Source organism: Hymenobacter cellulosivorans (genome assembly GCF_022919135.1).
GTDB classification, from domain to species: domain Bacteria; phylum Bacteroidota; class Bacteroidia; order Cytophagales; family Hymenobacteraceae; genus Hymenobacter; species Hymenobacter cellulosivorans.
In genome coordinates, this window is sequence record NZ_CP095049.1 from 1,509,337 (window position 1) to 1,532,382 (window position 23,046).

Genomic DNA, 23,046 nt, shown 5'->3' on the forward strand with positions numbered 1-23,046 from the left:
ACGCCTACTACTTAATTCTTTTTTCTCGCTACATTTAGTCCCACAACCCGTCATTCTCACCCTTTTTTCTGTGTTATGAATCTAAAAACTCTACTCCTCGCGGGTGGTGCGCTACTCTCGGGTACGGCAGCCTCGGCAGGTGGCTATCAAGTGTCGCTGGCCGGGATAAAGAACAACGGCATGGGCGGCGTAGGTGTAGGTCTTTCTCTGGACCAGGCCGCTATGTTCTACAACCCTGGCGCCCTGGCAATGGTCCGGGAGCGAGGCGTACAGCTCGGTGGCAACCTCACGTTTGCTCGCAACGCCTTCGTGGCGGAAGGCAGCAGCACGCAGCGCGAGCTGCGCAACTCGGTTGTTACTCCCTTCAGCCTGTTTGCCGGCTACGGCCCGGCCGAAGGCAAATTTCGCGCGGGTATTGCCGTCTACACGCCTTTCGGCAGCAAGCTCCAGTACGCCGAGGGCTGGGAAGGTCGCACTTCCCTGACCGACATCGACCTGAAGTCCGTGTTTGTGCAGCCTACTTTCAGCTACGCCCTGACCGACCAGCTGAGCGTGGGTGCGGGCCTGGTGGTGCTGGCCTATGGCGCCGTAAACCTGCAGCGTGATGTACCCTTGCCGGACTCCTACGGGCACATTGAGCTTGATGGCAAGGCCAAAACCAAGCTCGGCTACAATGCGGGTATCTTCTTCAAGCCCTCGTCCAAGCTGACGCTGGGTATTAGCTACCGCTCCAAGATTGATGCTCAGGTTGAGGATGGCGACGTGACGTTTACCAATATCTCGCCCACGTTTGCTTCGCGCTTCCAGGCTACCAAATTTGCCGCTACGCTGCCTTTGCCCGCTACCACCAGCCTGGGGATAGGCCTGATGCCCACGGAGAAGCTGACCTTCGGCGTCGACATCAACTACGTGAACTGGAGCGCCTACCGCACCCTGGAATTCAGGTTCGACCAGCAAATCAACGGCTCGACGGTTTCGAGCTCCAAGCGTTTCTACCAGGATGCCTTTACGTTCCGCGTGGGTGGCCAGTACAAAGTAACCGACGCCTTCACGGCCCGCATTGGTGGTGCCTACGACAACTCGCCGGTGAAAGATGGCTACGTAACGCCCGAAACCCCCGATGCTGACCGTATCAGCGGTACGGCTGGCGTGTCTTACGCCTTTGGCGAGCATTTCAGCGTGGATGCTTCCACGCAGTTTGTGAGCCTGAAAAAGCGCACCCAGACGGCCCAAGACCTGCAGAACAACCAGACCACGGACCGCGTGGCCGGTACCTACAAAACCAACATCGTGATTCCGGGCCTGGGCCTGAATTACACCTTCTAATCATCCTTCGCCTCTCGACTCATGAATACGATACTGTTTCGCAAGTATGTGCCCTTCGTGGCACTGCTGGGGCTGGGCTTAACGGCATGCCAGCCCGATCTGGAAGACGATTTCAAGGCCAGTGCCGGTACGGCCGACTTCAGCCGCTACATCGCCGTGGGCAACTCCCTGACGGCGGGCTACTCGGATAATGGTCTGTACCTGGAAGGTCAGCAAAGCTCTTACCCGAATCTGCTGGCCATGCAGTTTAAGCAGGTTGGGGGCGGCGACTTTGTGCAGCCTTTGTTCAAGGCGGCCAACGGTAGTGGCTATCTGACAATAACCGGGTTTAATGCCGACGGAACGCCTCAGATTAACCCCGAAGCCAAAGACAATAATGGCACTTATGTAGCCCCTGGGCAGTTTGCCACCGGCCGGGCCTATACTGCTGCGGGTGTGCCACTGCTAGAGCGCTACGGTGCTACTGACAACCAGAACCTGGGCGTTCCGGGCATCCGCATTGCGGATATCACGACGGCAAGCTACGGCCGCCTCACCGGTACCAGCAACCCTTTGACGTTCAACTCCTACTTTGAGCGTCTGCTGCCTTCGGCCACCGATACCCGTTCGTACCTCGACTACGTAAAGAGCCAGGTAAGCGCGGTAAACCCGACTTTCTTCACTAACTGGTTGGGCAATAACGACGTGCTCGGTTTTGCCAGCACTGGTGGTACTGGTGCTCCTTTGACAGCCGTACCGGAGTTTACGACCAAGTACGGACAGATGCTGGATGCACTGACTACTGGGGGCGCGAAGGGCTTGGTAGCTACGATTCCAAACGTAACCAACGTGCCACTGTTTACGACCGTCCCAACTGCGGCCGTAATTGCCCAGGTTAGCGCTACGCCAATTCCTCCGGCCTTGGTTCCGGTAATTGCAAACCTACTGAAACTGCCTGCTGGCTCGCCGTTGCCGTCCGGTACCCGCTTTGGCCTCTATATCCGCACAGGTGCAGGTACTAATCGGGAAGCTACCGCCAACGATTTGCTGCTGCTGCCTGCACGTGGCGTAATCAACACGCCTTCGACCACCAGCCCATTCCCCAATGGTATTGGTTTAGTGATTCCTAACGCCGACGCGCCTACCACAGCAGCATTGGCTGCTTCGGCTAATGCTCTGGCCAGCAGCCTGGTATTGGATGCTGCCGAGACGAAAGCAGTTGTCGACCGTACCACGGAGTTGAACAACGTCATCATGACGGCTGCCAAGGCTAAAAACCTGGCCGTATTTGATGCCAATGCCTACTTTACCAGCATTGCCCGGACCGGGGTTATTACCAACGGTATCAACAACACGGCGGCCTTTGTAAGCGGCAACCTGTTTTCGCTGGACGGGGTGCATCCTACGCCTCGCGGCTATGCTTTGGTCGCTAACGAGATGATTAAGGTCATCAATGCTACCTATGGCGCCAGCGTGCCCCAACTGAATGCTGCGGCGTATCGGGGGGTGGAGTTCCCGTAACCCCTACACGGCCAAGCTAAGTTTGGAAAAGCTCCTTCCCGGTACCGGGAAGGAGCTTTTTTGCTATTGCTAAACAGCCAAAAACGCCAGCTTGGCTGCCTGCTCAATTAGGCTACCTTTGTACGCTGCTAGTTGTGTACCGTGAGAAAATGGGATTAGGAAAGTGTTTTTAACATTTTTCACCGGCTGGCGCAAAGAGCTCGTTTACCCTTTATCTACTTTTCTATGAAACGTTTACCTATTGCCATTCTGGCGTTGGCCTGTGCTTTTACGGCCTGTAAAAAAGAGGAGGACGCGGCCCCCTCCAGAGACACCCTGCTCACGGCCCGCAACTGGCGGCTAATTGCTCATGTCAGTAGTACTACCACCGGCGGCAAAACCACGACCTACGATGAGTTTGCCGACTACGACGCTTGTGAGAAAGACAACTTCACCAAATTCAGCCCTAACAAGACGCTGGTAGCAGACCAAGGGGCCATCAAGTGCGACCCGGATACCGACCAGCAGAGCAACGGCACCTGGGATTTTAACTCCGACCAGACCAAGCTCCTGCTGGATTCGCCCGACCTGGGCGGGTTGATTATCCCCTTCGAGCTGCTAGAGCTGAACTCGACAATGATGAAGCTGCGCATCACGCAAACCTACGGCACGGCTCCAAACACCGTGGTTGATACAGAAACCTACACATTCAATGCTTTCTAAGGTCAGATGTAGGGTTAGACCCTAATGCCCAAAAAAGCCCGTACTGCTAGCAGTACGGGCTTTTTTGCTTTTAACTTGCTGGCTATTTAACCCCCAATTGACTAGCAATGACGGCCGCGTGGTGGCGGCCATTTTCAATAAACCAGCGGCTGGTATTGAGGCCTCCGCAGACGGTACCGGCCAGAAACACCCCGGGTCGGTTAGTTTCGAACGTTTCAGGGTTGTGGGTTGGCGTGCGGGCCGCGTCGTCCTGAAACGATACGCCCAGGGCTTCGAGCAGACTGTAATCGGGGCGGTAGCCAGTCAGGGCGTATACGTAGTCGGCGGGCAGCAGCAACTCTCCCTCGGGCGTAGACACCGCAACGCCAGCCGCCGAAATGCCCAGGACCGTCGTGTTGTACAAGGCTTTGATCCGGCCTTCGGCAATGCGGTTGAGCAGATCGGGCCGAATCCAGTACTTGACCGACTCCGAGACGGCCGCGCCACGCACGACCAGCGTTACGTGCGCACCAGCCCGCACGAGCTGCAGCGCCGCTTTGGCCGCCGAGTTCTTGGCCCCAATCACCACTACCGACTGACCCATGTGGAGGTAGGGCTCCTTGTAGTAATAGCTCACGTGGGGCGCATCGGCGCCGGGTACGGGCAGGCGGTTGGGTACGTCGAAGAAGCCGGTGGCTACAATGACGTAGCGCGCGACCAGGCGGCCTTTCTCGGTCACGACTTCGTAGGCCCCGGGCTGACCTTCCAGGCCTAATACCCGCTCGTAGAGGCGTAGCGGCAGCTTTTCGGAAACGGCCACGCGGCGGTAATAGTCGAGGGCATCTTCGCGCAGCGGTTTGTAGTGGGCCGTAGGGAAGGGGTAGCCACCGATTTCGAGCAACTCGGGCGTGGAGAAAAACTCCATGTTGGTAGGGTAGCCCACCACGGAATTGACCAGCGCGCCCTTGTCCACCACGCAGACGGTGAGGCCCCGGCGCTGTACTTCCAGGGCACAGGCCAGGCCCACGGGGCCGGCCCCGATAACCACGGCATCGTAGGCAGCCGGCGTGGCTCCGGCAGAATTAGCATTTTCAAGCATATCAGGTCTAATACCAGTTGCCGGGGCTTCTGGTTTACAGAAAAACGAACCGTGGCAGCCTAAGCCCGACCGTCGGAGCTAGGCGGAAGCCCGGCCGCGCGTAACTCGGTCCACTCTTAGTTCCAGCTGAAACTGCGTAACTTGGCTGTTCATTCCGCAGTTGGCCTGTTATGCACCGTCTACGTCTGTTTTTGCTCGTGTTCGTGGTTTTGGGTCTGGGAGCGGGCTGCAAAAAGGAAAAGACCGATTTGAAAGCCGCCCTGCTGACCGGCAAAAACTGGCAGATAACGGCCATTGCCATTACCTCGACGGGCTCCCAGACTGGCACCGTCGACGGCTACGCGCTGCTGCAGCCCTGCGAAAAAGACAATTACCTGCGCTTCAGCTCCGACAAAACCCTGGTCCTAAACGAGGGCGCCAGCCGTTGCCCCGATACTGAACAGCAGTCGGCCGGCAGCTGGGATGCCCGCTCCGACTACAGCACACTAACTATTCAGCTGAACCGCTACAGTCGCATTGCAGGCATCCAGATGGACATCGTGACGCTGGAAGAAAACCAACTCGTGCTGAAAAGCACCGTAGTGCAGCCCGACCAGACGGTGGTTACCACGACTACGTTCAGCGGGCAATAAGCAAGCTGTTATGTAACCCAGGCCAGGGCCAGAATCCGCGCGGGTTCCGGCTTTGAGCTGAGCATTGCCGGATAGCCGCTTAGGGGCGTACGTCTGAATTATAACTTCCGCTTCTTCCCTTGCAGGGCCCCTGTCGACCACAAAGCCGTGCCGATGAGCACGGGTTGGAAAAATAACCGGCCCAGCCGCTTGGCGTCGGTATCGAGGCCGAAGGCGGAAAGGTGGTGCGTGTATTGGTGAATGTTGCCGGGAAATACTGCCGCGTAGAAAGCTCCTAAGCCCAGGCCCATTTCCCGGCGCCGCCGCTTCCAGAGCAGCAGGGCCAGCCCGAGGCCAATTTCAACCACGCCCGATTGCAGTACCACAGTGTCCTTGTCGAACGGGACAAAGTCTGGAACTTGGGCCTGAAACTCGCGGCGGGCAACGGTGAGGTGGCTGACACCGGCCACGACCATGAAGGAGCCCAGCAGGACGCGGGCCAGGTTTTGAGCGGTGGAAGTAGAAGTCTGCTGAGGCATAGGATTTTCAGGTCGACAGTGGAAACGTGGTGTTCGGCTATACGCGGCCTTGTGGTGCATCGGGTAGAATGCAGGCGAAAAAAGCCCGCTCCGCGGCGCTTGCTGCTACGGAACGGGCTTTTCATTTCACCCAGGCCTCAGGGTAAGGTTGGGCTACTGCTAGTGGGCCTGCAGCCAGTTCTGGCCCGTGCCCACTTCTACTTCCATCGGCACGCTCAGGGGCAGGGCCCCAATCATGAGCTCCTTGATGCGCGGAATGATGTAGTCGACCTCCGACTTGGGCGCGTCGAACACCAATTCGTCGTGTACCTGCAGAATCATCTTGGTGCCCAGGTTTTCCTTGTCCAGCCACTCATGGATGCGGATCATGGCAATCTTGATGATGTCGGCGGCGGTACCCTGGATGGGGGCGTTAATGGCGTTGCGCTCGGTAAAGCCGCGCAGCGTGGCGTTGCGGGAGTTGATGTCGCGCAGGTAGCGGCGGCGGCCCAGCAGGGTTTCGGCGTATTCCTGCTCCCGGGCCTTATTGATGCTGGCATCCATGAACTGCTTCACGGCCGGGAACTCCTGGAAGTAAGCGTCGATGATGTCCACGGCTTCCTTGCGGCCGATACCCAGGCGCTGGGCCAGGCCAAAGGCCGAAATACCGTAGATGATGCCGAAGTTGACGGTCTTGGCCTTGCGGCGCATTTCCGAGTCAACCTGCTCCAGCGGCACCTTGAATACCTTGCTGGCCGTGCTGCTGTGGATGTCGATGCCCTGGCGGAAGGCCTCAATCATGGTGGCGTCCTTGGAGAAGTCGGCCATGATGCGCAGCTCAATCTGGGAGTAGTCGGCCGCTACCAGCGTGTGCTCATCATCCCGCGGCACGAAAGCCTTGCGGATTTCCCGGCCTTTCTCGGTCCGAATCGGAATGTTCTGCAAGTTGGGGTTGGTGCTGCTCAGGCGGCCGGTGGCCGTAACGGCCTGGTTGAAGCTTGTATGCACCCGACCGTCGGCCTCGCACACCAGCTGAGGCAAGGCCTCTACGTAGGTACTGCGGAGTTTGGTAAGCTGGCGGTGCTCCAAAATCAGGGCGGCCACGGGGTTTTCGGCGGCCAGCACGCTGAGTACTTCCTCACCGGTAGCGTACTGGCCGGTCTTGGTTTTCTTGATTTTACCGCCGCCGAGCTGGAGCTTGTCGAACAGGATTTCACCGAGCTGCTTGGGCGAGCCAATGTTGAACTCCTGGCCGGCGGCGGCAAAAATCTGCTTCTCGATGTCGGTGATGTAGCCCTGGAGCTGGGCCGAGTACTCGCCCATGGCGCTGGAGTCAATCCGGACGCCTTCGTACTCCACGTCGGCCAGCACCGGCACCAGCGGGTTTTCTACTTCGTTGAGCAGCTTGAGCAAGCCCAGGGCCGCCAGCTTGGGCTCGAAGACATGCTTGAGCTGCAACGTCACGTCGGCATCTTCGCAGGCGTAGTCAGCCACCTCGGCGGGCGGTAGGTCGGCCATGGTTTTCTGCTTTTTGCCCTTGGGTCCAATCAGCTCGATGATGGAAACTGGGGTGTAGTGCAGGTAGGTTTCGGCCAGCACGTCCATGTTGTGGCGCATGTCGGGCTCCAGCAGGTAATGAGCCAGCATGGTGTCAAACAGTGGCCCGCCGATACGGATGCCGTAGTGCTTGAGAATGGTCAGGTCGTACTTAATGTTCTGGCCAATCTTGGTGATGCCCTCGTGCTCCAGGAAAGGCCGGAACTCGTCGACCAGGGCCTGGGCCGCGTCCTGGTCGACGTGGGGCACGGGCACGTAGTAGGCCTCGCCGGGCAGCCAGCAAAAGGATAGGCCTACCAGGCGCGCCGTCATCGTGTCGAGGCCGGTAGTCTCGGTGTCGAAGCTGACTTCCTTTTGCAGCAGCAGAAACTTGAGCAGGTCCTGGCGCAGCGCAGGCGTGTCGATGAGGTGGTAGTTGTGGGGTACTTCGGCCAGGGTGCGGCGCACGATAGGGCCAGTGTCCTCGTCTTCCTCAATAAACTCAGTGATGCCTACGGGCGCGGCAAACAGATTGGCCTGGTGCCCAGCGCCGGTCGGCACGAGGCTTTTCTTGCCTTTGGCCGGGCTGATGGGCGTGGCTGAGGTGCGGGCCGGGCCGGTTTTGAGCACCCGGGCAGCCAGCTGGCGGAATTCGAGCTCATCAAACAGGGCAGTGAGCTTTTCCTCGTCGGGCACGGAGCAGCACAGCTCCTCGGGCTCGAAGGGAATGGGCACGTTGACGTGAATCGTCGCCAGATCCTTGCTCAGCAGGCCCTGCTCGGCGAAGTTGCGCACATTTTCCTGTTGCTTGCCCTTGAGCTGGTCCACGTTGGCAATCAGGTTTTCGACCGAGCCGTACTGCTTGATCAGGGCCTTGGCCGTCTTCTCGCCAATGCCGGGAATGCCGGGAATGTTGTCGGAGGCGTCGCCCTGCAAGCCCAGGATGTCGGTAACTTGGTCAACTCGGTCTATTTCGAAGCGCTGCAGCACGTGGTCCAGGTCCAGCACCTCGGCCGAGTTGCCCATGAAAGCGGGCCGGTAAATCTTGATTTTCTCGGTGACGAGCTGGCAGTAGTCCTTGTCGGGCGTCATCATATACACCTCCTCGAAGCCGTGTTCCTCGGCGCGCTGGGCCAAGGTGCCAATCACGTCGTCGGCCTCGAAGCCATCCACCATCAGAATTGGGATGTTGAAGGCCTGGATAATCTTTTTGATGTAGGGAATGGCTGTGCCGATGTCCTCGGGCATGGCCTGGCGCTGGGCCTTGTACTCGGCAAACTGCTCGTGGCGGAAGGTCTTCTTGGCCGCGTCGAAGGCTACGCCGATGTGGGTGGGCTTTTCCTTTTGCAGCACTTCCACCAGCGTGTTGGTAAAGCCCAGCACGGCGCCGGTATTCATGCCCTTGGAGTTGATGCGCGGGTTCTTGCTAAAGGCAAAGTGGGCCCGGTAAATCAGGGCAAAGGCGTCGAGCAGGAAGAGCTTTTTGCGGGGTTGGGTGGCGTCGGTCATAGTAGGAGCGAAGGTAGGGAAGGCAGCCGGAGAAGGAAAACCAGCCGCCCGAAGGATGGTTTGCCAAGCTGCTTTACGCAGAATAAGGCTGAACCGCCGCCGCCGGCTTAACTTGCTGAAAACCCAAGCTGTTTTTACCGCCTATTGCTGAAAATACCTTGACTCCTGCTTGTCTGCGCGTTTCTAGGAAGCTCAGCCGGTAGTACCCGTCAGCAAGCAGCGGTACCCTAAATAAAAGCGTCGTGGTATTCTGCCACGGCGCTTTTCAGTAGGTACGTCCTGCTTTTCGCTAGCTTTGCTAATAAATTAATTGTCAATTATATGAGGAAACTACTACAAGCAGGCCTTATTCTGGCGTGCAGCCTTCTGGGAGCTACACAGGGTAGTGCGCAAGCCCTTGATGGAACATTCATCCGGCCCACCGTATTGCAATCGGCTACGGTAGACAATGCGGTGCAGCAAGCCGATGGCAAGTTCATCGTGGCCGGCAACTTTACCCGGGTAAACGGCGACGAGGTAGCCGGCCTGGCCCGGCTGAACGCCGATGGCACGGCCGATACCGACTTCAACAACACGACCTACAGCCGCTCCACTATCACCAAGGTCCGGCTTCTGACCAACGGGCAAATTATTCTGCAAGGCTACGGTAACCTTACCGTAGCTGGGCGGACCACCCATACGCTGGCTAAGATCAATGCCAATGGTACACCGGTGGCAGACTTCATGCCGGGCAGCGGCCCCGCCGGCTCAGGTCCGGCGGCACTCGACGTAGCGGCGGTGGCTGTGCAAGCCGACAACAAGATTGTGGTCGGCGGCAGCTTTGTCAGCTACAGCGGCGTGGTAGCCAAAGGCCTGGTCCGGCTGAATGCCAACGGCAGCGTCGATCAGGCATTCGCCACGGCCCTGGGTGCCGGCTTCACGCGCTCTGATGCCGTGGCGCCCATCGTGCGGGGCGTAGTGGTGCAGCCCGATGGCAAACTTCTGGTGTGCGGCAACTTCATGAATTACAACGGCTCGGGCCGGAGCGGGCTGCTTCGCCTCAACCCCGACGGTTCCCTGGATACCACTTTCAACCCGGTATCCAGCACCATGACCAGCGGCTTCGATATGCTGGCCGTAGCCCTCGATCCGCGCACCAATAACATCGTGGCCGCCACGACAAACTTTTCCAAGCAGCTGGTGCGGCTCACGCCCACCGGTCAGGAAGATGCCTCTTTTGCCCTAACCTCTAACCCGGGCTGCATAAGCTATGGCACCAGCAACAGCGATGAGCTGGCCGTAGATGCCAGCGGCCGGGTACTTCTGAGCAGTTGCTTTGGCAACTACGGTGGAGCCAATAACTCTTATCTGACGCGCTTTTTAGCCAACGGGCAGCCGGATACGCAGTTTGCCATTGGCAATAAGCTTGATGGCCGGGTGCTCAGTGTGCGGCCCTTAGCCAACGGCCAGGTGTTAATTGGCGGCAGCTTCAGCCGCTACGGCAGCCTCCACAATGTGAATATGCTGGTGCTCGATGCCAATGGCCAGGCACAATCTACCCCACTGCCCCGGCTGATGCAGACAGGTACCGTGCTGGCCATCAAGCAGCAAGCCGACGGCAAGTTGGTCGTTGGGGGCCGTTTCTGGGAGATTAACGGGCAAGCGGCCGCCAACGTAGCTCGCCTCAACTCCGACGGCACGCTCGACCCAGCCTTTGATCTGACGGGCGTAAACGGGCAGGTGCGCCAGGTGGCCATTGCCACGGATGGTCGCATCGTGGTCGGCGGTGTGTTTACCGCCACGGGTTCGGTGGCCAGCAATCAGGTAGCTCGTTTGCTGAGCGACGGTCGGCCGGATGCTACATTTACAGCTCCAGCACCCGATCCGCGGGGAGCAGCTACTGTTTTTGGGGTGTATGCTATGGCCCTGCAAACGGATGGCAAAGTGCTCAGAGGCGGCTCTAGCTTGAGCATCGGAGGGTATACCAGCACCATTCACCGATTGCTGCCCAATGGCGCTATTGATGCGGCTTATGCCACGCAGGCAGGTAGCATCGTGCCGGCTTCGACGGTATACGCCATCGAGAATCTGCCCGACAACAAGCACTACATAGCCGGGGCCGGCCAGGCAAACCAACCCAGCTTGGTTCGACTCAATGCTGACGGCAGCCGGGACAATAGCTTTGCGGCGGGTGTAGCGCCATCCAATGCCCCCATGACTATTCAAGTACTACAGTCCATGCCGAATGGTAAGCTGCTGGCGGGCGGCTCGTTTACCAGCTACAATGGCGCCTCAGCGGCGCAGTTGGTCCAGCTTAACGCCGACGGCACAGTCGATACGAACTATACCTTGCCCACCCTGACGGGCTCCGCAGTAGTGGCCCTGGCGCGTTATGCCAACGGCCGGGTGCTGGCCGGCAGCAGCTTTTTGAACGTGAACGGTGTGGCCCGCGGCTCTCTGGTGCGCTTTAACCCGGATGGCTCCTACGATGCTTCCTTCGCCAATGTGCTTACTAATGGTTTCCTGGGCTTCCCCTCACCCGGCGCGCTGGTACTGCAGGCCGATGAGAAAATTCTGCTCAGTGGCCTTAACCTGCTAATTGACGGGCAGAGCCGGGCGCCGCTCACGCGCCTGACGGCATCGAACGTGCTGGCTGTAAGCAGCCGGCAGAGCACGGCCCGTACCGAGGCCTGGCCCAACCCCGCTCATGCCGCGCTGCACCTGAGCCTGGAGGCTACAGCGAAGCCCAGCCAGGTAGTGCTGCTCGATGCGCTAGGCAAAACCGTGCTGAGCCAGCCCGTAGCCAGCCCCGAGCTAACCTTGCCCGTGCAGGAGTTGCGGGCGGGCATCTATCTGCTGCGCGTGCATTACGCCGATGGCCCTGTGACACGCCGTGTGGTATTGGAATAGCTCTGTTTTCTGTGCTACCTAAAAAGCCGCCGCTCTACACATGGGGCGGCTTTTTTGTGTCGTTTAGAATTGGAGTTGGCTGCCGCAAGAAGTCCTTATTGCAGAGCCGGGCCCGGTGCCAACTTATTTGCCTGGATAACCAGCGGCTGGAGCCGCTCGACGCAAGCCGAAGCGCTCAACACTGACCGGCCGGGCCCCGTACTGAGAGTACATGCGCTACATTTCTCTTGACCTCGAAACCACCGGCGGTAACCCCGCCCGCCACCAGATTTTGGAGCTGGCGGCCGTGGTAGAAGACACCAAGCACCTGCGGCCCTTAGCGGAGCTGCCGGCTTTTCGCCGGGTGGTGCGCCACCCCGAATACACGGGCACGGCCGGGGCCCTGGCCCTGAATGCCCGCCTGCTGGAAGAGCTGGCCCGCAAGGAGCCCAACCCCGAGCTGTGCCTGCCCGACGAGCTGCTACCCCAGCTGCGCGAGTTTCTGCTGCTCCACGGCTTCCGGCCCGACAAGAAAGACTGCGTGGCCGTGACAATGGCCGGTAAGAATATTGCCTCCTTCGACCTGGGCTTCCTGCGCTTGCTGCCCGGTTATGGTACCTTGGTGCGGGCTGAGCCGGCGATGCTCGACCCCGCCGCCTTTTACCTGAACTGGCGTAAAGACTCCCGCCTGCCCACGATGACTATCTGCAAGGCTCGGGCCCACTTCGAGGACAATACCGTGGCCCACCAGGCCCTAGCCGATGCCCTGGACGTAGTGCAGCTGCTGCGGCCGTTTTATGAGCTGCCGCTATATAAGCAGGTAGCCCCGGAGCAAGAAGGGGAGTAGGGAAGAGCAGTCGGTAGGTCAGGCTTTAAAGGTATATTGCGGGCCTTTTTACCTAACCTCATACTATCTGATGAGAATACGCTTACTCGCTCTGTTAACTTGTGGGATAATGAGTTGGACTACTGGCAGTGCTAGTGGTCAGACGGTGGATGCTAGCTTTCAGCCAACCACGCTCTACTCGCCTTCTGATGCGCGGGCGGCCGTTACCCAGCCCGATGGCAAACGCCTAGTAGTAGGCCAGTACACCCGCACCGATGCTGGTGTGGGTACGCAGCTGCTGGTGCGTTACAATGCCGATAATACCGTGGACCAGGCATTTGCGGCTAATGTAGCTTCGCTCCGCGGCTATATCTACAATGTGCGGGTACTGACTTCCGGCAAGCTCCTGCTCGTCGGTGATGGTACTATTACGCTCAACGGCCTGACGCGCCAGGACCTGATGCGGCTCAATGCTGATGGTACCGCCGATGCCAGCTTCAATGCAGGTTTGGCCAGTGGGAACAGCTCCAGCAATTGTTCGGCCGTGCAGCCTGATGGTAAACTGCTGATAGGAGGCGACTTTACCAGCTATAATGGCGTAGCAGTGAAATCCATTGTGCGTTTACAAGCCGATGGCGCGGTTGACCCAACCTTCAACGCAGATACGCCTTCTGGAAGTTACGCGCTGGAAATAACCCTGCAGCCTGATGGGAAAATTCTGGTTGGGTTTTATTACGGTGGCATAGTTCGGCTGTTACCGAACGGCGCTACGGATACTGGTTTTACCCCACCTGCTGATGTAAGAAGGGTGACCACGATTGGGGTGCAGCCTGATGGTCGTATCCTGATCGGCTACAAGGGGCCTGGACGTAGTACCTTAATTCGGGTGATGCCTTCTGGGGCACTGGATCCGACCTTTACCGCGCCTGGCAGAATGCTCTGGTACACGTACGAATCGGACTTGTTTGATGGGGAAAAACTAGTGGTAGAGCCTGATGGTCATATTCTTGTTGCGCTGGAAGGCCCCAATAACGGCACTACGCTGCAAACGTTGGTACGGCTCAATACCGACGGCACCCTTGCTACCTCCTTTAATTCGCCACTGCTTTCTTTGGCGGAGAAGCCCGAATATAACCATGACGACTTTGGCTACAAGATCAACTCAATACAACTGCAGGCCAATGGACAGGTTCTGGTAGCCGGGAGAAGTTTCCGACTTCCAGGGCGGCGCAATGCTGTAGTACTGCTCAATGCCAACGGTACCCTTGACTCGGCCTTCAACCCCGTACTGCTGGAGCAGGGTAGCGTGAGTAGCGTGGCGCAGCAAACAGATGGTAAGCTAATCGTTGGAGGTTACTTCGATGAGGTGAACGGGGTGCGGGCTACCAACTTAGCCCGTTTCAATGCTGATGGGAGCGTGGATGCTGCTTTTACCGGCTTGGCATCCCCACGGTTTACGGTGAGCAAGGTGAAGCTTCAGCCCGACGGCAAAATCCTGCTCCAAGGAATAAACCCCGTCACGACCAGCAATACGGATCGGCAACTTGACCGCCTGCTGACTACGGGAGCCCCAGATAATACCTTTCAGCCCGTGGCAAATACGAGTGTTTACACGTTTTGCCTGCTCTCCGACGGCCGTATTGTCATCAACGATAATTATCCTGGCCGGGTGAGTTGTCTGCTGGCTACCGGGCAGCCTGACCCCACTTTTACACCGCTCACCTTAACTGAGGCAGCACAACCAGTAATTACTGAATTGCCGAACGGTAAGATCTTAGTGTCCGGGTATTTCTACGAGGTGATGCAGAACGGTTACCGTCAACCTCTGAAATCTATAATACGGCTACAGCCCAATGGCCTGATTGACCCCTCTTTTTCCTCTCCGGTTCAGCAACTGCTGGAATTGTATACGCTGGCAATGGTAGTCCAGCCCGACGGCAAGATCGTGCTGGGAACTTACTTCCGGTCTAGTGAGCCGGCAACTGTACCGTATGGCCTATTCCGGCTGCTACCCGATGGGGCCAACGACCCTACCTTCACGGCAACCCCACCCATAGCGAATGGTTACGGTGCGATATGGGCCTTCGCCTTACAACCCAACGGCCGTATTTTGTTCAGCGCTAATGGGCAGGAGCTGGGTAGACTGCTGCCTAATGGACAAGCGGATCCATCTTTTGGAGCTGTCACCTTTGGTAGCGTGAATTTTTTCACTACTCCTGGTTATGGCGGAGGCCTGAATGATATCCTGATGCAGTCTGATGGCAACATTGTCGTCGGTGGGTACTTCAACACCGTAAATGGCCAGCCGACAGTGAGTCTAGCCCGCCTCACAGCCCCGAACGTGCTGCACGTAGCCAGCGCCCAACTCGAAGCCCGCACCCAGGCCTGGCCCGTGCCCGCCCACGAAACGCTGAACCTCTCGCTCGATGCCGCTGCCCAGCCCGAGTCGGTGCAGCTGCTCGACAACCTAGGCCGCACGGTGCTGCGTCAGTCCGTCGCGCAAGCCGAGTTGAGCGTACCGCTGCGGCAGGTGAAAGCCGGCGTGTATCTGCTGCGTGTGAACTACGCCAATGGGCCAGTAACCCGCCGTGTAGTGGTTGAGTAAACGAACTACTTAGCAAAGCAAAAAGGCCTGAACCACGTTGGTTCAGGCCTTTTTAGTTGGAATAGGAAGGAAGCTACCAGCTGCCGCTGGCGCCGCCGCCGCCGGAGGAGCCGCCGCCGAAACCGCCGAAACCACCGCCTCCGCCACCTCCAAATCCACCGCCGAAGCCGCCTCCGCCGCCAAACACGCCGCGGCCGCCGCTGAAGTCGCCGAAGATGATGGGCGGAATCATGCCGCCGCGAAATCCACCGCCCCGGCCACCTCGTCCACCGCCGCGGCTGCTGAGCAGGATGAAGAGCACGATGCCGCCGATGACCAGCCAGAACATCCAGCCCGAGCCGCTGGAATCTTGGCGCCGCTGTTGTTGCGGCGGGGTTTGGTCGGCCTGGTACTCACCCTTAGCTAGGGCAATGAGCTGGTCGGTGGCCCGGTCGAGACCTTCGTAGTAGCGCTCCTCTTTGAACGCCGGTACGATGGTGTTGGAAATGATGCGCTTGGCCAGGGCATCCGGAATGGCGCCCTCCAGGCCGTAGCCGGTCTGAATGCGTGCAAGGTGCTCCTGCTGGGCCACCAGTACCAGCACACCGTTGTTTTTGCCCTTCTGCCCGATCCCCCAGCCTTCGTAGAGGTTTTGGGAGTAGTTGGCAATGTCGTCGTCGCCGAGGCTAGGCACGGTTACTACCGCAATCTGCGAGGACGTAGAATCGTTGTAGGCCACCAGCTTCCGCTCCAGCGCGGCTTCCTCATCGGGCTGCAGCATGTTGGCCAGGTCATTGACCAGCCGGGGCGGATTGGGGCGGGGTGGTATTTGCTGGGCTCGGCTGGCTACGCTCAGCGTGAGGCCAACCAGCAGCAGCAGAAAACGGAACCAGTGCCGCAGCACGGGCGCGGGGGAGAGGTTGCTCATACGTGAGGCGGCGCAGGGTCGCCGTAGGAAATAGAATCGTCGAGCTCGTTTTTATCGGTCTTGGCGTTGTAGGGGAAGTAACGCTTGAGCTGCTCGCCCACCATGCGCACCCCCCGTTCCAGGCCCACTACGTACTTGCCGGCCCGAAAATGGTCGAGCACGGTTTCCTTGGTGGTTTCCCAGAAGTCGTCGGATACGGCTGCGTTGATGCCAGAGTCGCCGATGACGGCGAACTGCCGGGTTTGCCAGGCCAGGTAAAACAGCACGCCGTTGCGCTGGGCAGTCTTGTGCATACCCAGCTCGGCAAACACCTGGGCGGCGCGGTCCAGGGGTTCAGGCGTGGGGCAGGTATCTTCCAGATGCACCCGAATTTCCCCGGAAGTGGTGATTTCGGCTTGCCGGATGGCGGCCACCAACGCGGCTTCCTGCTCCGGGGTAATAGGATTGGTCATGGTGTGCGGTTTTTGGTGATTCATTTGCGGTTTTTGACTTCGGCCAATAAAAGGGCCAAAACCAAAAACCAGAAGCCAAAAACGACCTTAAAACTGTACCGTAGGTGCTTTCTGCGAAGCGGCGTCGGCCTCGAAGTACGGTTTTTCCTTGAAGCCGAACATCCCGGCGAATATGTTGTTGGGGAAGGACTTCACCGTGCCGTTGTAGTCATTGGTGACGGTGTTAAACTTGTTGCGCTCCACGTTGATGCGGTTTTCAGTGCCCTCAATCTGGGCCTGCAGCTCCTGGAAGTTGGCGTTGGCCTTCAGCTCGGGGTAGTTTTCCGACACGGCCAGCAGGCGGCCCAGGCCGGAGCTCACCTGGCTTTGGGCTTCCTGAAACTGCTTGATGTTTTCGGGCGTCAGGTTTTCGGCCGATAGCTGCACGCTGGTGGCCTTGGCGCGGGCGTTGATTACATCGGTCAGCGTCGTTTTTTCAAAGTTGGCGGCACCTTTTACGGTGTTCACCAGGTTCGGAATCAGGTCGGAGCGGCGCTGATAGGCACTCTGCACGTTAGCCCACTGGGCTTTCACGGCCTGGTCCTTCGACACCATGGTGTTGTAGCCACAGGACGACTGGCTCAGCAGCACGACCAATCCGATTAAGTACAGAAGAAGACGTTTCATAGGAAAAGGAAATAAGGGAGTTGGAAGAAAAAGAAGAAAGAAGGGTGTCAGACAAATAGGGCAGATAGCCAAACCGGGTGCCCAGGGCACGGTTGCTGTCGGGTTCCCAGTACGAATTCAGGTCATTGCGGTTGTATTATGGTCCGCTCCCGCAATGATTCACTATTTTGCGGACTTACGCATGTTTCATACCACATGAAAGCTGTTATCCCCGTCGCTGGTATCGGGTCCCGGTTGCGCCCTCACACCCACACCCAGCCCAAGTCGCTGGTACCGGTGGCCGGCAATACCATTCTGGGCCACATCATTGACCGCCTGCAGGACGCCGGAATCGAAGAGTTCGTGTTCATCATCGGTTACCTGGGCGAAAAAATCGAGAGCTACGTGCGGCGCTACTACCCGCAGCTGCGCTCTACCTTCGTCATTCAGGAGCCCCGCGAAGGCATCGGGCACGCGCTGTGGCTGGCTCGCGACACCTTCCGCCACGACCAGGACGGCGTGCTCATCATGCTCGGCGACACCATCGTGGATGTGGACCTGCGCGAGCTGCTACGTACGGAGGGCAACGTGCTGGCCATCAAGGAGGTCAAGACCCCGTCGATATTCGGGGTGGTCGAAACCAGCAACAGCGGCCGGGTAACCAAAGTCATTGAGAAGCCCCGGATTCCGAAGTCGAACTACGCCTTGGTGGGGTTGTACAAGATTGCCGACCCCGCCTGGCTGGCCTCGGCCCTGGAGCGCATCATCGAGCAGGACCTGCGCACCCACAACGAGTTTCAGCTTACCGACGCCCTGATGCTCATGATTCAGGACGGGGCCCAGATGACCACCGCGCCCGTGGACCACTGGTTTGACTGCGGCCGCAAGGACTCCTTGCTCGAAGCCAATGCCAAGCTGCTGAACCGGCCCGAATTCCTGGGCAACAAGTACCCCGAGTTCCCCGACACCATCATCATTCCACCGGTCAGCATCGGCAAGGACTGCCAGATTTCCCACTCCATCATCGGGCCCAACGTAGCCATTGGCGACCGGACCATCGTGAAAAACACCATCCTGAGCGACTCCATTATCGGTTCCTACTCCGAGCTGCGCCAGGCTGTGATGCACGACTGTATCGTGGGCTCCGACGCGTCGTTTCGCGGTTTGAACCACAGCCTGAACATCGGCGACAACACCGAAATTGACTACAGCTAAAGCAGCCCGAGGCTGCGCCTGTTGCCGCCGCTACTTGGGTGAAACTCCAGGTGGCGGCGTTTTTTTAGCCCACAATCCATTCCAAAGGGAATATGAGCGAGGAATTCAAGTTTCAAACTAAAACCGAATCGGAAGGCAAAGTGCTGATGCTGGGCGGCCGCATCTGCGACTGGCTCCCGATTCTGGATACGCCGGCCGTGCGCTCGGCCGCGGAAGTGCAGGGCCGCATGAGCGTGCTGAACGCGCTGATTAATATATCTTTCCAGGCCCCCGTCGATATTATCCGCGACTGGCTAACCCAGTACGATTTGTTGGTCTTTCTTTCGGCGGAAGAAGAAGCGCTGCTGCAAAAGGATAACGACGAACTAACCGAGCAGGAGCTGATCAACCTGCGCTGGAGTTTGGAAAGCCTTTGGGCCCTGATGTGGGCTACTGGAATGACCGACGAGCTGCAACCCACCGAGTGGTGCGGCGACAATATGGCTTCGCTGCTGCCTAATTTGGAGCAGAATGAGGACAACAGCAAACTAACTCAGGTGCGGCAGTTGCGGCCCACGGAGGACCTCTACCGCATGCTCGACTACTACTACCGCCTACACTGGTACTGCGTGGATGAGCGCCTGCACGGTCGCGAGGCGGTGATATCCGAAAGCTTGGTCTATGAGCGGCGCAAAGCCTTGGAGTGGGTTTTCAACCGCGCCCTGGATTGGGACAACGTGGAGATGAGTACCTAGCAGGTCATTCCAGCTGGCTGCTTAGCACTTAAGTTGTTGCCTAAATGGCCTGAAGCCCTGACTTCGTTGCTATTGCTGCAACAAGCCAGGGCTTTTGGCTTGCCTTCTGCGGAAGCGGAGATACTGCTGGGGTGGTTCTACCAAGGTTTCGTAAGCAGTAGTAGCTGGCCCGCGTTGGGTAGATAAGGTAGTAATAACGGCAGGGTGGGCCTTTTGGCACAGTTTTAAGCACCTGAGGCGCACCATATTGCTGGCTTCGCCTGGACTATATGCGGTTTTTGCCGTAAAATTTTATAGCCTTACGTACGTTCCACCCACAACCTGCCGGCCGCGCTGGCAGTACGCAGAGGGCGGCGCTCCGTCGACGGCTCTTAATTTGTTCGAATGCATTTGACCAGTTCTTTCCGTCTGCTTCCGGCTCTGGCCCTGGGCCTGCTATTATTACCCGGCTGCTACTCCCGCAAGGATATCAAGGAGGAAGCCGGGACCGAAACGCCCACTGAAGTGCCCCCTGCCGAAGCCCCCGGGGCAGTAGCGCCCAAAGAAACTACGGCGGCAGAAGTTGCTCCCGCCGCGGCTAGCTCCGGCCCCTTAACTCAGGTCAACGTGTTTCTGGAAGTGTCGGGCTCGATGGAAGGCTTCATGCCCAAAACGGGCGCCAGTGGCTCCAATACCCGGTTTCAGCAGCATGTGGCGCAGTTTCTGTCGGAAGTAAACCGTAGCTCGGCGGCCCGCAAAACCTTCCTGCGCATCAAGGAGAAACCCTACCGCGACTCTTACCAGCAACTCTCCCAGACCGTGCGCGGCGGGATTCAGCAGCCGGCCAGCAGCACCGACATTCCCACGGTGCTTGATACGCTGGTGGCCAACTACTACGCGCCTAACTCGGTGAGCGTGCTGATTTCGGACTTTATCTACTCCCCGAAAAACGCCGGTGCCATTCCCTACATCAGCACCGACATTACCGACGCCCTCAACCGGGCCCAGCAGCAAGATCTGGCCGTGTCGGTGTACGGCTACACCTCCGACTTCCGCGGCACCTACTATCCGGCCCTGACCTCGAGCGTGAAGCGCATCAACAGCTGCTGCGACACGGATATTCCCTACTACTTCTGGGTAATCGGGCCCGCCGATGCCGTGCGCCGCTTCGATAATGCCCTGCTCGAAAAGCAGCCCGCCCAGCAGGCCCACTTTGGGGTAAAATACCCCGTGCCGGCTTCGTCCCTGCTGAGCCGCTTCCAGAACGTAGGCTCCTGGTACTACGGCGAGAAAGACGCCAGCAAACGGGCCGCCGGGGCTTCTTACCACACGGTAGCCGTGAGCAGCGTGTCGGCCAAGGAGCCGGTGGAGTTCGTGGTCGGCCTGGATTTGAAACAGCTGCCCGGCCTGTACCGTGACGTGAAGTACCTCAAGCCCAACCTGAAACTCCAGGCCCAGGACACCGACGCGAAGATTATCGACGTGTTTGCCGCCAACGACCAGACGAAAAATAGCAGCGGGGCCGAAAACCAGTACACGCATTTCGTGAAAGTGCGCGTTACCAAGCTCGGCAAGGCTGCCCGCCCACTCCAGCTCGTGCTCCAGAACCAGCGCCCGGCCTGGATAGGGCAGTGGACCACCAAAAACGACAGCAATATCAACCAGGCTGGCGCCAAGACCTTTGCCCTGAGCTCCTTGCTCGATGGGGTGGAGGCCGTAACCACTTCTGAGCAGGACAAAGCCCCGGTTTTCACCATTCCGCTCACCCTGCAGCCCGCCGACTAGTCTCAGTAACGCCCTCCGTAGATTCCCGTATCATCGGCACCCACACTACCGCTTCTCACCCTCGTTTCACGCTCCGCAAACCACCGTTTGCCCTACATTCTGCTCTATGAAAGGCTTCTTCCGCTTTATCTACGAACTCATCGGCTCCCCCAGCCCCCGTCCGAAACGCCGGTGTACCGGGAGGTGATTTTTCCCAACGTGGGTCTGCTCACTATTGGCCTGTCGTTGGCCATGGTGCTGATTTTCTACTACCTGATTAACCGGGCCATGGGTGTGGCCACCTTCAATAAAGTGCGGCACTGGGTAACCTTCCTGGTTATCAACGCTCTGCTGGCCTTCATCATCGGTATCTGGCAGGCCAATTCCCAGGCCGTGGCCTCGCACAGCTACATCTACTGGATGTCGACCTGGAACGCTATTCTGGGCTTGTTCTGGTTTTTTCTGTTCTCGGTCATCCTCAAGCGCGGCTCGACCAACGCCAGCACGACTCCTTTTTAAGTAGAACGTCAACTCCCCTCCTTATCTAAGAAGGGGTACCCGAAGGGCGGGGTGGTTGAACCCTCAGAACGATTGTCGTTCAACAAACTCCGCCGAGCCTACCCAATCAGCATCATCCCCGCATCATCTACGCCGGGGAGATTCGCCAAACATCAGACTACACATGGCTAAACTGTTCATTTTCGGCATTGGCGGCACTGGTTCCCGCGTTATCCGGTCCCTGACCATGCTGCTGGCCTCGGGCGTGAAGCTCGCCAACTGCGACCGGGTGGTGCCCATCATCATCGACCCCGACGCCCACAACGGCGACATGAACCGCACGGTCGACATGCTCAAGAGCTACCAGCAGATCTACCAGCGCCTGGGCAAGCGCGACGAAGGTTTCTTCCAGACTGATATCAGCACGCTCAGCAGCATTTCGGCCGACAACAACGGCGGCGTGAAAGATACCTTCGTGTTCGACTTCGGCGGCATCAACCAGAGCTTCCGCCAGTACCTGAGCTACGACCAGCTGTCCGTCGATTCCAAGGGCCTCGTGGAACTGCTCTTCACTCAGGACAACCTGGAAAGCCCGCTCACCATCGGTTTCCGCGGCTCGCCCAACGTGGGCAGCATCGTGCTGAACAAAGTGGTGGAGTCGCCAGAAATCCGCTTTTTCGCCGACAACTTCCAGGCCGGCGACCGGGTGTTCTTCATTTCCAGCATCTTCGGCGGTACCGGCGCGGCCGGCTTCCCGCTGCTGCTCAAGAACCTCAAGGACCAGAACACCCGCCTGAGCAACGCCCGCTACCTGCGCGACGCCCTCACCGGGGCCGTGACGGTGATGCCCTACTTCGCCCTGCAGAGCGAGGACAACTCCATCATCGACTCCAACTCCTTCCTGACCAAAACCAAGGCGGCGCTCAGCTACTACGAGCACAACTTGCAAGGCCTCGACGCGCTGTACTACTTGGCCGATACGCCCGACACGCCCTACGAAAACCAGCCCGGCGGCACGGCCCAGCGCAACAAGGCCCACCTTATCGAGCTGCTGGCCGCCTTGAGCGTGGTCGACTTCATGCAGTACACCGATGCTGAGCTACGCAACGGCGGCCCGCACTTCCACGAGTACGGCCTCGGCGTCGACACCCAGGAGCTCAACTTCAGCCACCTGCCCGATGAGTCGCGGGAGCTGGTAGCCAAGAACCTGACCCAGTTGCTCTACTTCTCGCGCTACCACAAGCAGCATCTGCCCACCGACAAGGCACCCTACTTCGACAACCTGAACCTGGACCACGCCCTGCGCAACGAGCCCATCTTCAAGGAGCTCAACAACTTCCTGCACAGCCCCGAGTACGGCGTGGACGAGTGGCTGAAGGAGCTGGCCCAAAACCGCCGCGCCTTCCGCCCCTTCGACTTAACCACCGACGACTTCAACGCCATGATTGCCGGCAAGCCCGTGGAAAAGAAGTGGAACGACTTCTTTAACAAAGGTCTCAGCCAGAACTACTTCCTCAATCAGCTTAACGACGCAGCTAAGTCCGTGCAGGAGCCCGACAACTTCAAGAAACTCGTGGCCCTGTTCGACCGAGTAACCGACAAAGCCTTTGAGGAAAAGGTGAAAGTGGTGTAACCCCACCCCAATCCTCTCTCCTTGATGCGGAAAATCCGCTGGGAGAGGGGCTCTAGCAGTAGTTTCTAGTTTCTAGTTTTTAGTCTAAAAACAAACTCCCCGAATACCTTGTCTGGCACCCCTCTCCCCGAGGGGAGGGG

General features: G+C 58.5%; 18 protein-coding genes. 12 read left to right on the forward strand and 6 right to left on the reverse strand.

Annotation, left to right across the window (positions count from 1 at the left end; translation table 11 throughout):
• Positions 1-75: 75 nt before the first annotated feature.
• The 3 genes from MUN80_RS06500 (at position 76) to MUN80_RS06510 (ending at position 3,528) form a co-directional block, all read left to right on the forward strand.
• Positions 76-1,326 carry an OmpP1/FadL family transporter gene (locus tag MUN80_RS06500; protein WP_244721226.1) on the forward strand — a complete coding sequence of 417 codons (1,251 nt, stop codon included), beginning with the start codon at positions 76-78 and terminating at the stop codon, positions 1,324-1,326.
• A 21-nt stretch (positions 1,327-1,347) separates the two neighbouring features.
• Positions 1,348-2,826, forward strand: a complete 1,479-nt coding sequence (locus MUN80_RS06505; protein ID WP_244721228.1) for an SGNH/GDSL hydrolase family protein — start codon at positions 1,348-1,350, stop codon at positions 2,824-2,826.
• Between the two features lie 225 nt (positions 2,827-3,051).
• Entirely contained in the window at positions 3,052-3,528 is a 477-nt protein-coding gene (locus tag MUN80_RS06510; protein ID WP_244721230.1) for a hypothetical protein, read from the forward strand.
• 82 nt (positions 3,529-3,610) lie between these two features.
• Here the strand turns inward: MUN80_RS06510 and MUN80_RS06515 are convergent, their stop codons facing one another.
• Complete coding sequence (locus tag MUN80_RS06515) at positions 3,611-4,606, reverse strand: YpdA family putative bacillithiol disulfide reductase (protein ID WP_244721232.1); 996 nt, start codon at positions 4,604-4,606, stop codon at positions 3,611-3,613.
• A gap of 170 nt (positions 4,607-4,776) precedes the next feature.
• On the opposite strand from MUN80_RS06515, the gene MUN80_RS06520 reads away from it, so the two are divergent.
• Positions 4,777-5,238, forward strand: a complete 462-nt coding sequence (locus tag MUN80_RS06520; RefSeq protein ID WP_244721234.1) for a lipocalin family protein — start codon at positions 4,777-4,779, stop codon at positions 5,236-5,238.
• A gap of 98 nt (positions 5,239-5,336) precedes the next feature.
• Here MUN80_RS06520 and MUN80_RS06525 read toward each other — a convergent pair whose 3' ends face one another.
• Together MUN80_RS06525 and polA are read right to left on the reverse strand one after the other, a co-directional pair.
• Positions 5,337-5,756: a DoxX family protein gene (locus tag MUN80_RS06525; protein ID WP_244721235.1), complete on the reverse strand. Its 420-nt coding sequence runs from the start codon at positions 5,754-5,756 to the stop codon at positions 5,337-5,339.
• A 159-nt stretch (positions 5,757-5,915) separates the two neighbouring features.
• A complete protein-coding gene (polA, locus tag MUN80_RS06530) occupies positions 5,916-8,780 on the reverse strand; it encodes a DNA polymerase I (protein ID WP_244721236.1) in 2,865 nt (954 codons plus the stop codon).
• Between the two features lie 321 nt (positions 8,781-9,101).
• Between polA and MUN80_RS06535 the strand changes: the two genes are divergently transcribed.
• The 3 genes from MUN80_RS06535 to MUN80_RS06545 all read left to right on the forward strand — a co-directional run bounded on the left by MUN80_RS06535 (position 9,102) and on the right by MUN80_RS06545 (position 15,079).
• Entirely contained in the window at positions 9,102-11,669 is a 2,568-nt protein-coding gene (locus MUN80_RS06535) for a T9SS type A sorting domain-containing protein (RefSeq protein WP_244721238.1), read from the forward strand.
• A 211-nt stretch (positions 11,670-11,880) separates the two neighbouring features.
• Positions 11,881-12,495, forward strand: coding sequence for a 3'-5' exonuclease family protein (locus tag MUN80_RS06540; protein ID WP_244721242.1), 615 nt, complete (start codon positions 11,881-11,883; stop codon positions 12,493-12,495).
• Positions 12,496-12,604: 109 nt separating this feature from the next.
• Complete coding sequence (locus MUN80_RS06545; protein WP_244721252.1) at positions 12,605-15,079, forward strand: T9SS type A sorting domain-containing protein; 2,475 nt, start codon at positions 12,605-12,607, stop codon at positions 15,077-15,079.
• A gap of 73 nt (positions 15,080-15,152) precedes the next feature.
• On the opposite strand, the gene MUN80_RS25945 is transcribed toward MUN80_RS06545, so the two are convergent.
• The 3 genes from MUN80_RS25945 to MUN80_RS06560 all read right to left on the reverse strand — a co-directional run bounded on the left by MUN80_RS25945 (position 15,153) and on the right by MUN80_RS06560 (position 17,104).
• Complete coding sequence (locus tag MUN80_RS25945) at positions 15,153-15,986, reverse strand: TPM domain-containing protein (protein ID WP_262922042.1); 834 nt, start codon at positions 15,984-15,986, stop codon at positions 15,153-15,155.
• Positions 15,983-16,462: a TPM domain-containing protein gene (locus MUN80_RS06555; protein WP_244721255.1), complete on the reverse strand. Its 480-nt coding sequence runs from the start codon at positions 16,460-16,462 to the stop codon at positions 15,983-15,985. Before MUN80_RS06555 ends, MUN80_RS25945 begins: the two co-directional genes overlap by 4 nt.
• A 63-nt stretch (positions 16,463-16,525) precedes the next feature.
• Positions 16,526-17,104, reverse strand: a complete 579-nt coding sequence (locus tag MUN80_RS06560; protein ID WP_244721257.1) for a LemA family protein — start codon at positions 17,102-17,104, stop codon at positions 16,526-16,528.
• A gap of 195 nt (positions 17,105-17,299) precedes the next feature.
• Here MUN80_RS06560 and MUN80_RS06565 point away from each other — a divergent pair, with 195 nt between their 5' ends.
• The 5 genes from MUN80_RS06565 to MUN80_RS06585 all read left to right on the forward strand — a co-directional run bounded on the left by MUN80_RS06565 (position 17,300) and on the right by MUN80_RS06585 (position 22,906).
• Entirely contained in the window at positions 17,300-18,298 is a 999-nt protein-coding gene (locus tag MUN80_RS06565; protein ID WP_244721260.1) for a sugar phosphate nucleotidyltransferase, read from the forward strand.
• A gap of 92 nt (positions 18,299-18,390) precedes the next feature.
• Entirely contained in the window at positions 18,391-19,032 is a 642-nt protein-coding gene (locus MUN80_RS06570; protein WP_244721263.1) for a DUF4272 domain-containing protein, read from the forward strand.
• A 390-nt stretch (positions 19,033-19,422) separates the two neighbouring features.
• Positions 19,423-20,796: a hypothetical protein gene (locus MUN80_RS06575; RefSeq protein ID WP_244721265.1), complete on the forward strand. Its 1,374-nt coding sequence runs from the start codon at positions 19,423-19,425 to the stop codon at positions 20,794-20,796.
• A gap of 198 nt (positions 20,797-20,994) precedes the next feature.
• Positions 20,995-21,294, forward strand: a complete 300-nt coding sequence (locus tag MUN80_RS06580) for a hypothetical protein (protein WP_244721267.1) — start codon at positions 20,995-20,997, stop codon at positions 21,292-21,294.
• Between the two features lie 163 nt (positions 21,295-21,457).
• Positions 21,458-22,906, forward strand: a complete 1,449-nt coding sequence (locus MUN80_RS06585; RefSeq protein WP_244721270.1) for a hypothetical protein — start codon at positions 21,458-21,460, stop codon at positions 22,904-22,906.
• Positions 22,907-23,046: the final 140 nt, after the last annotated feature.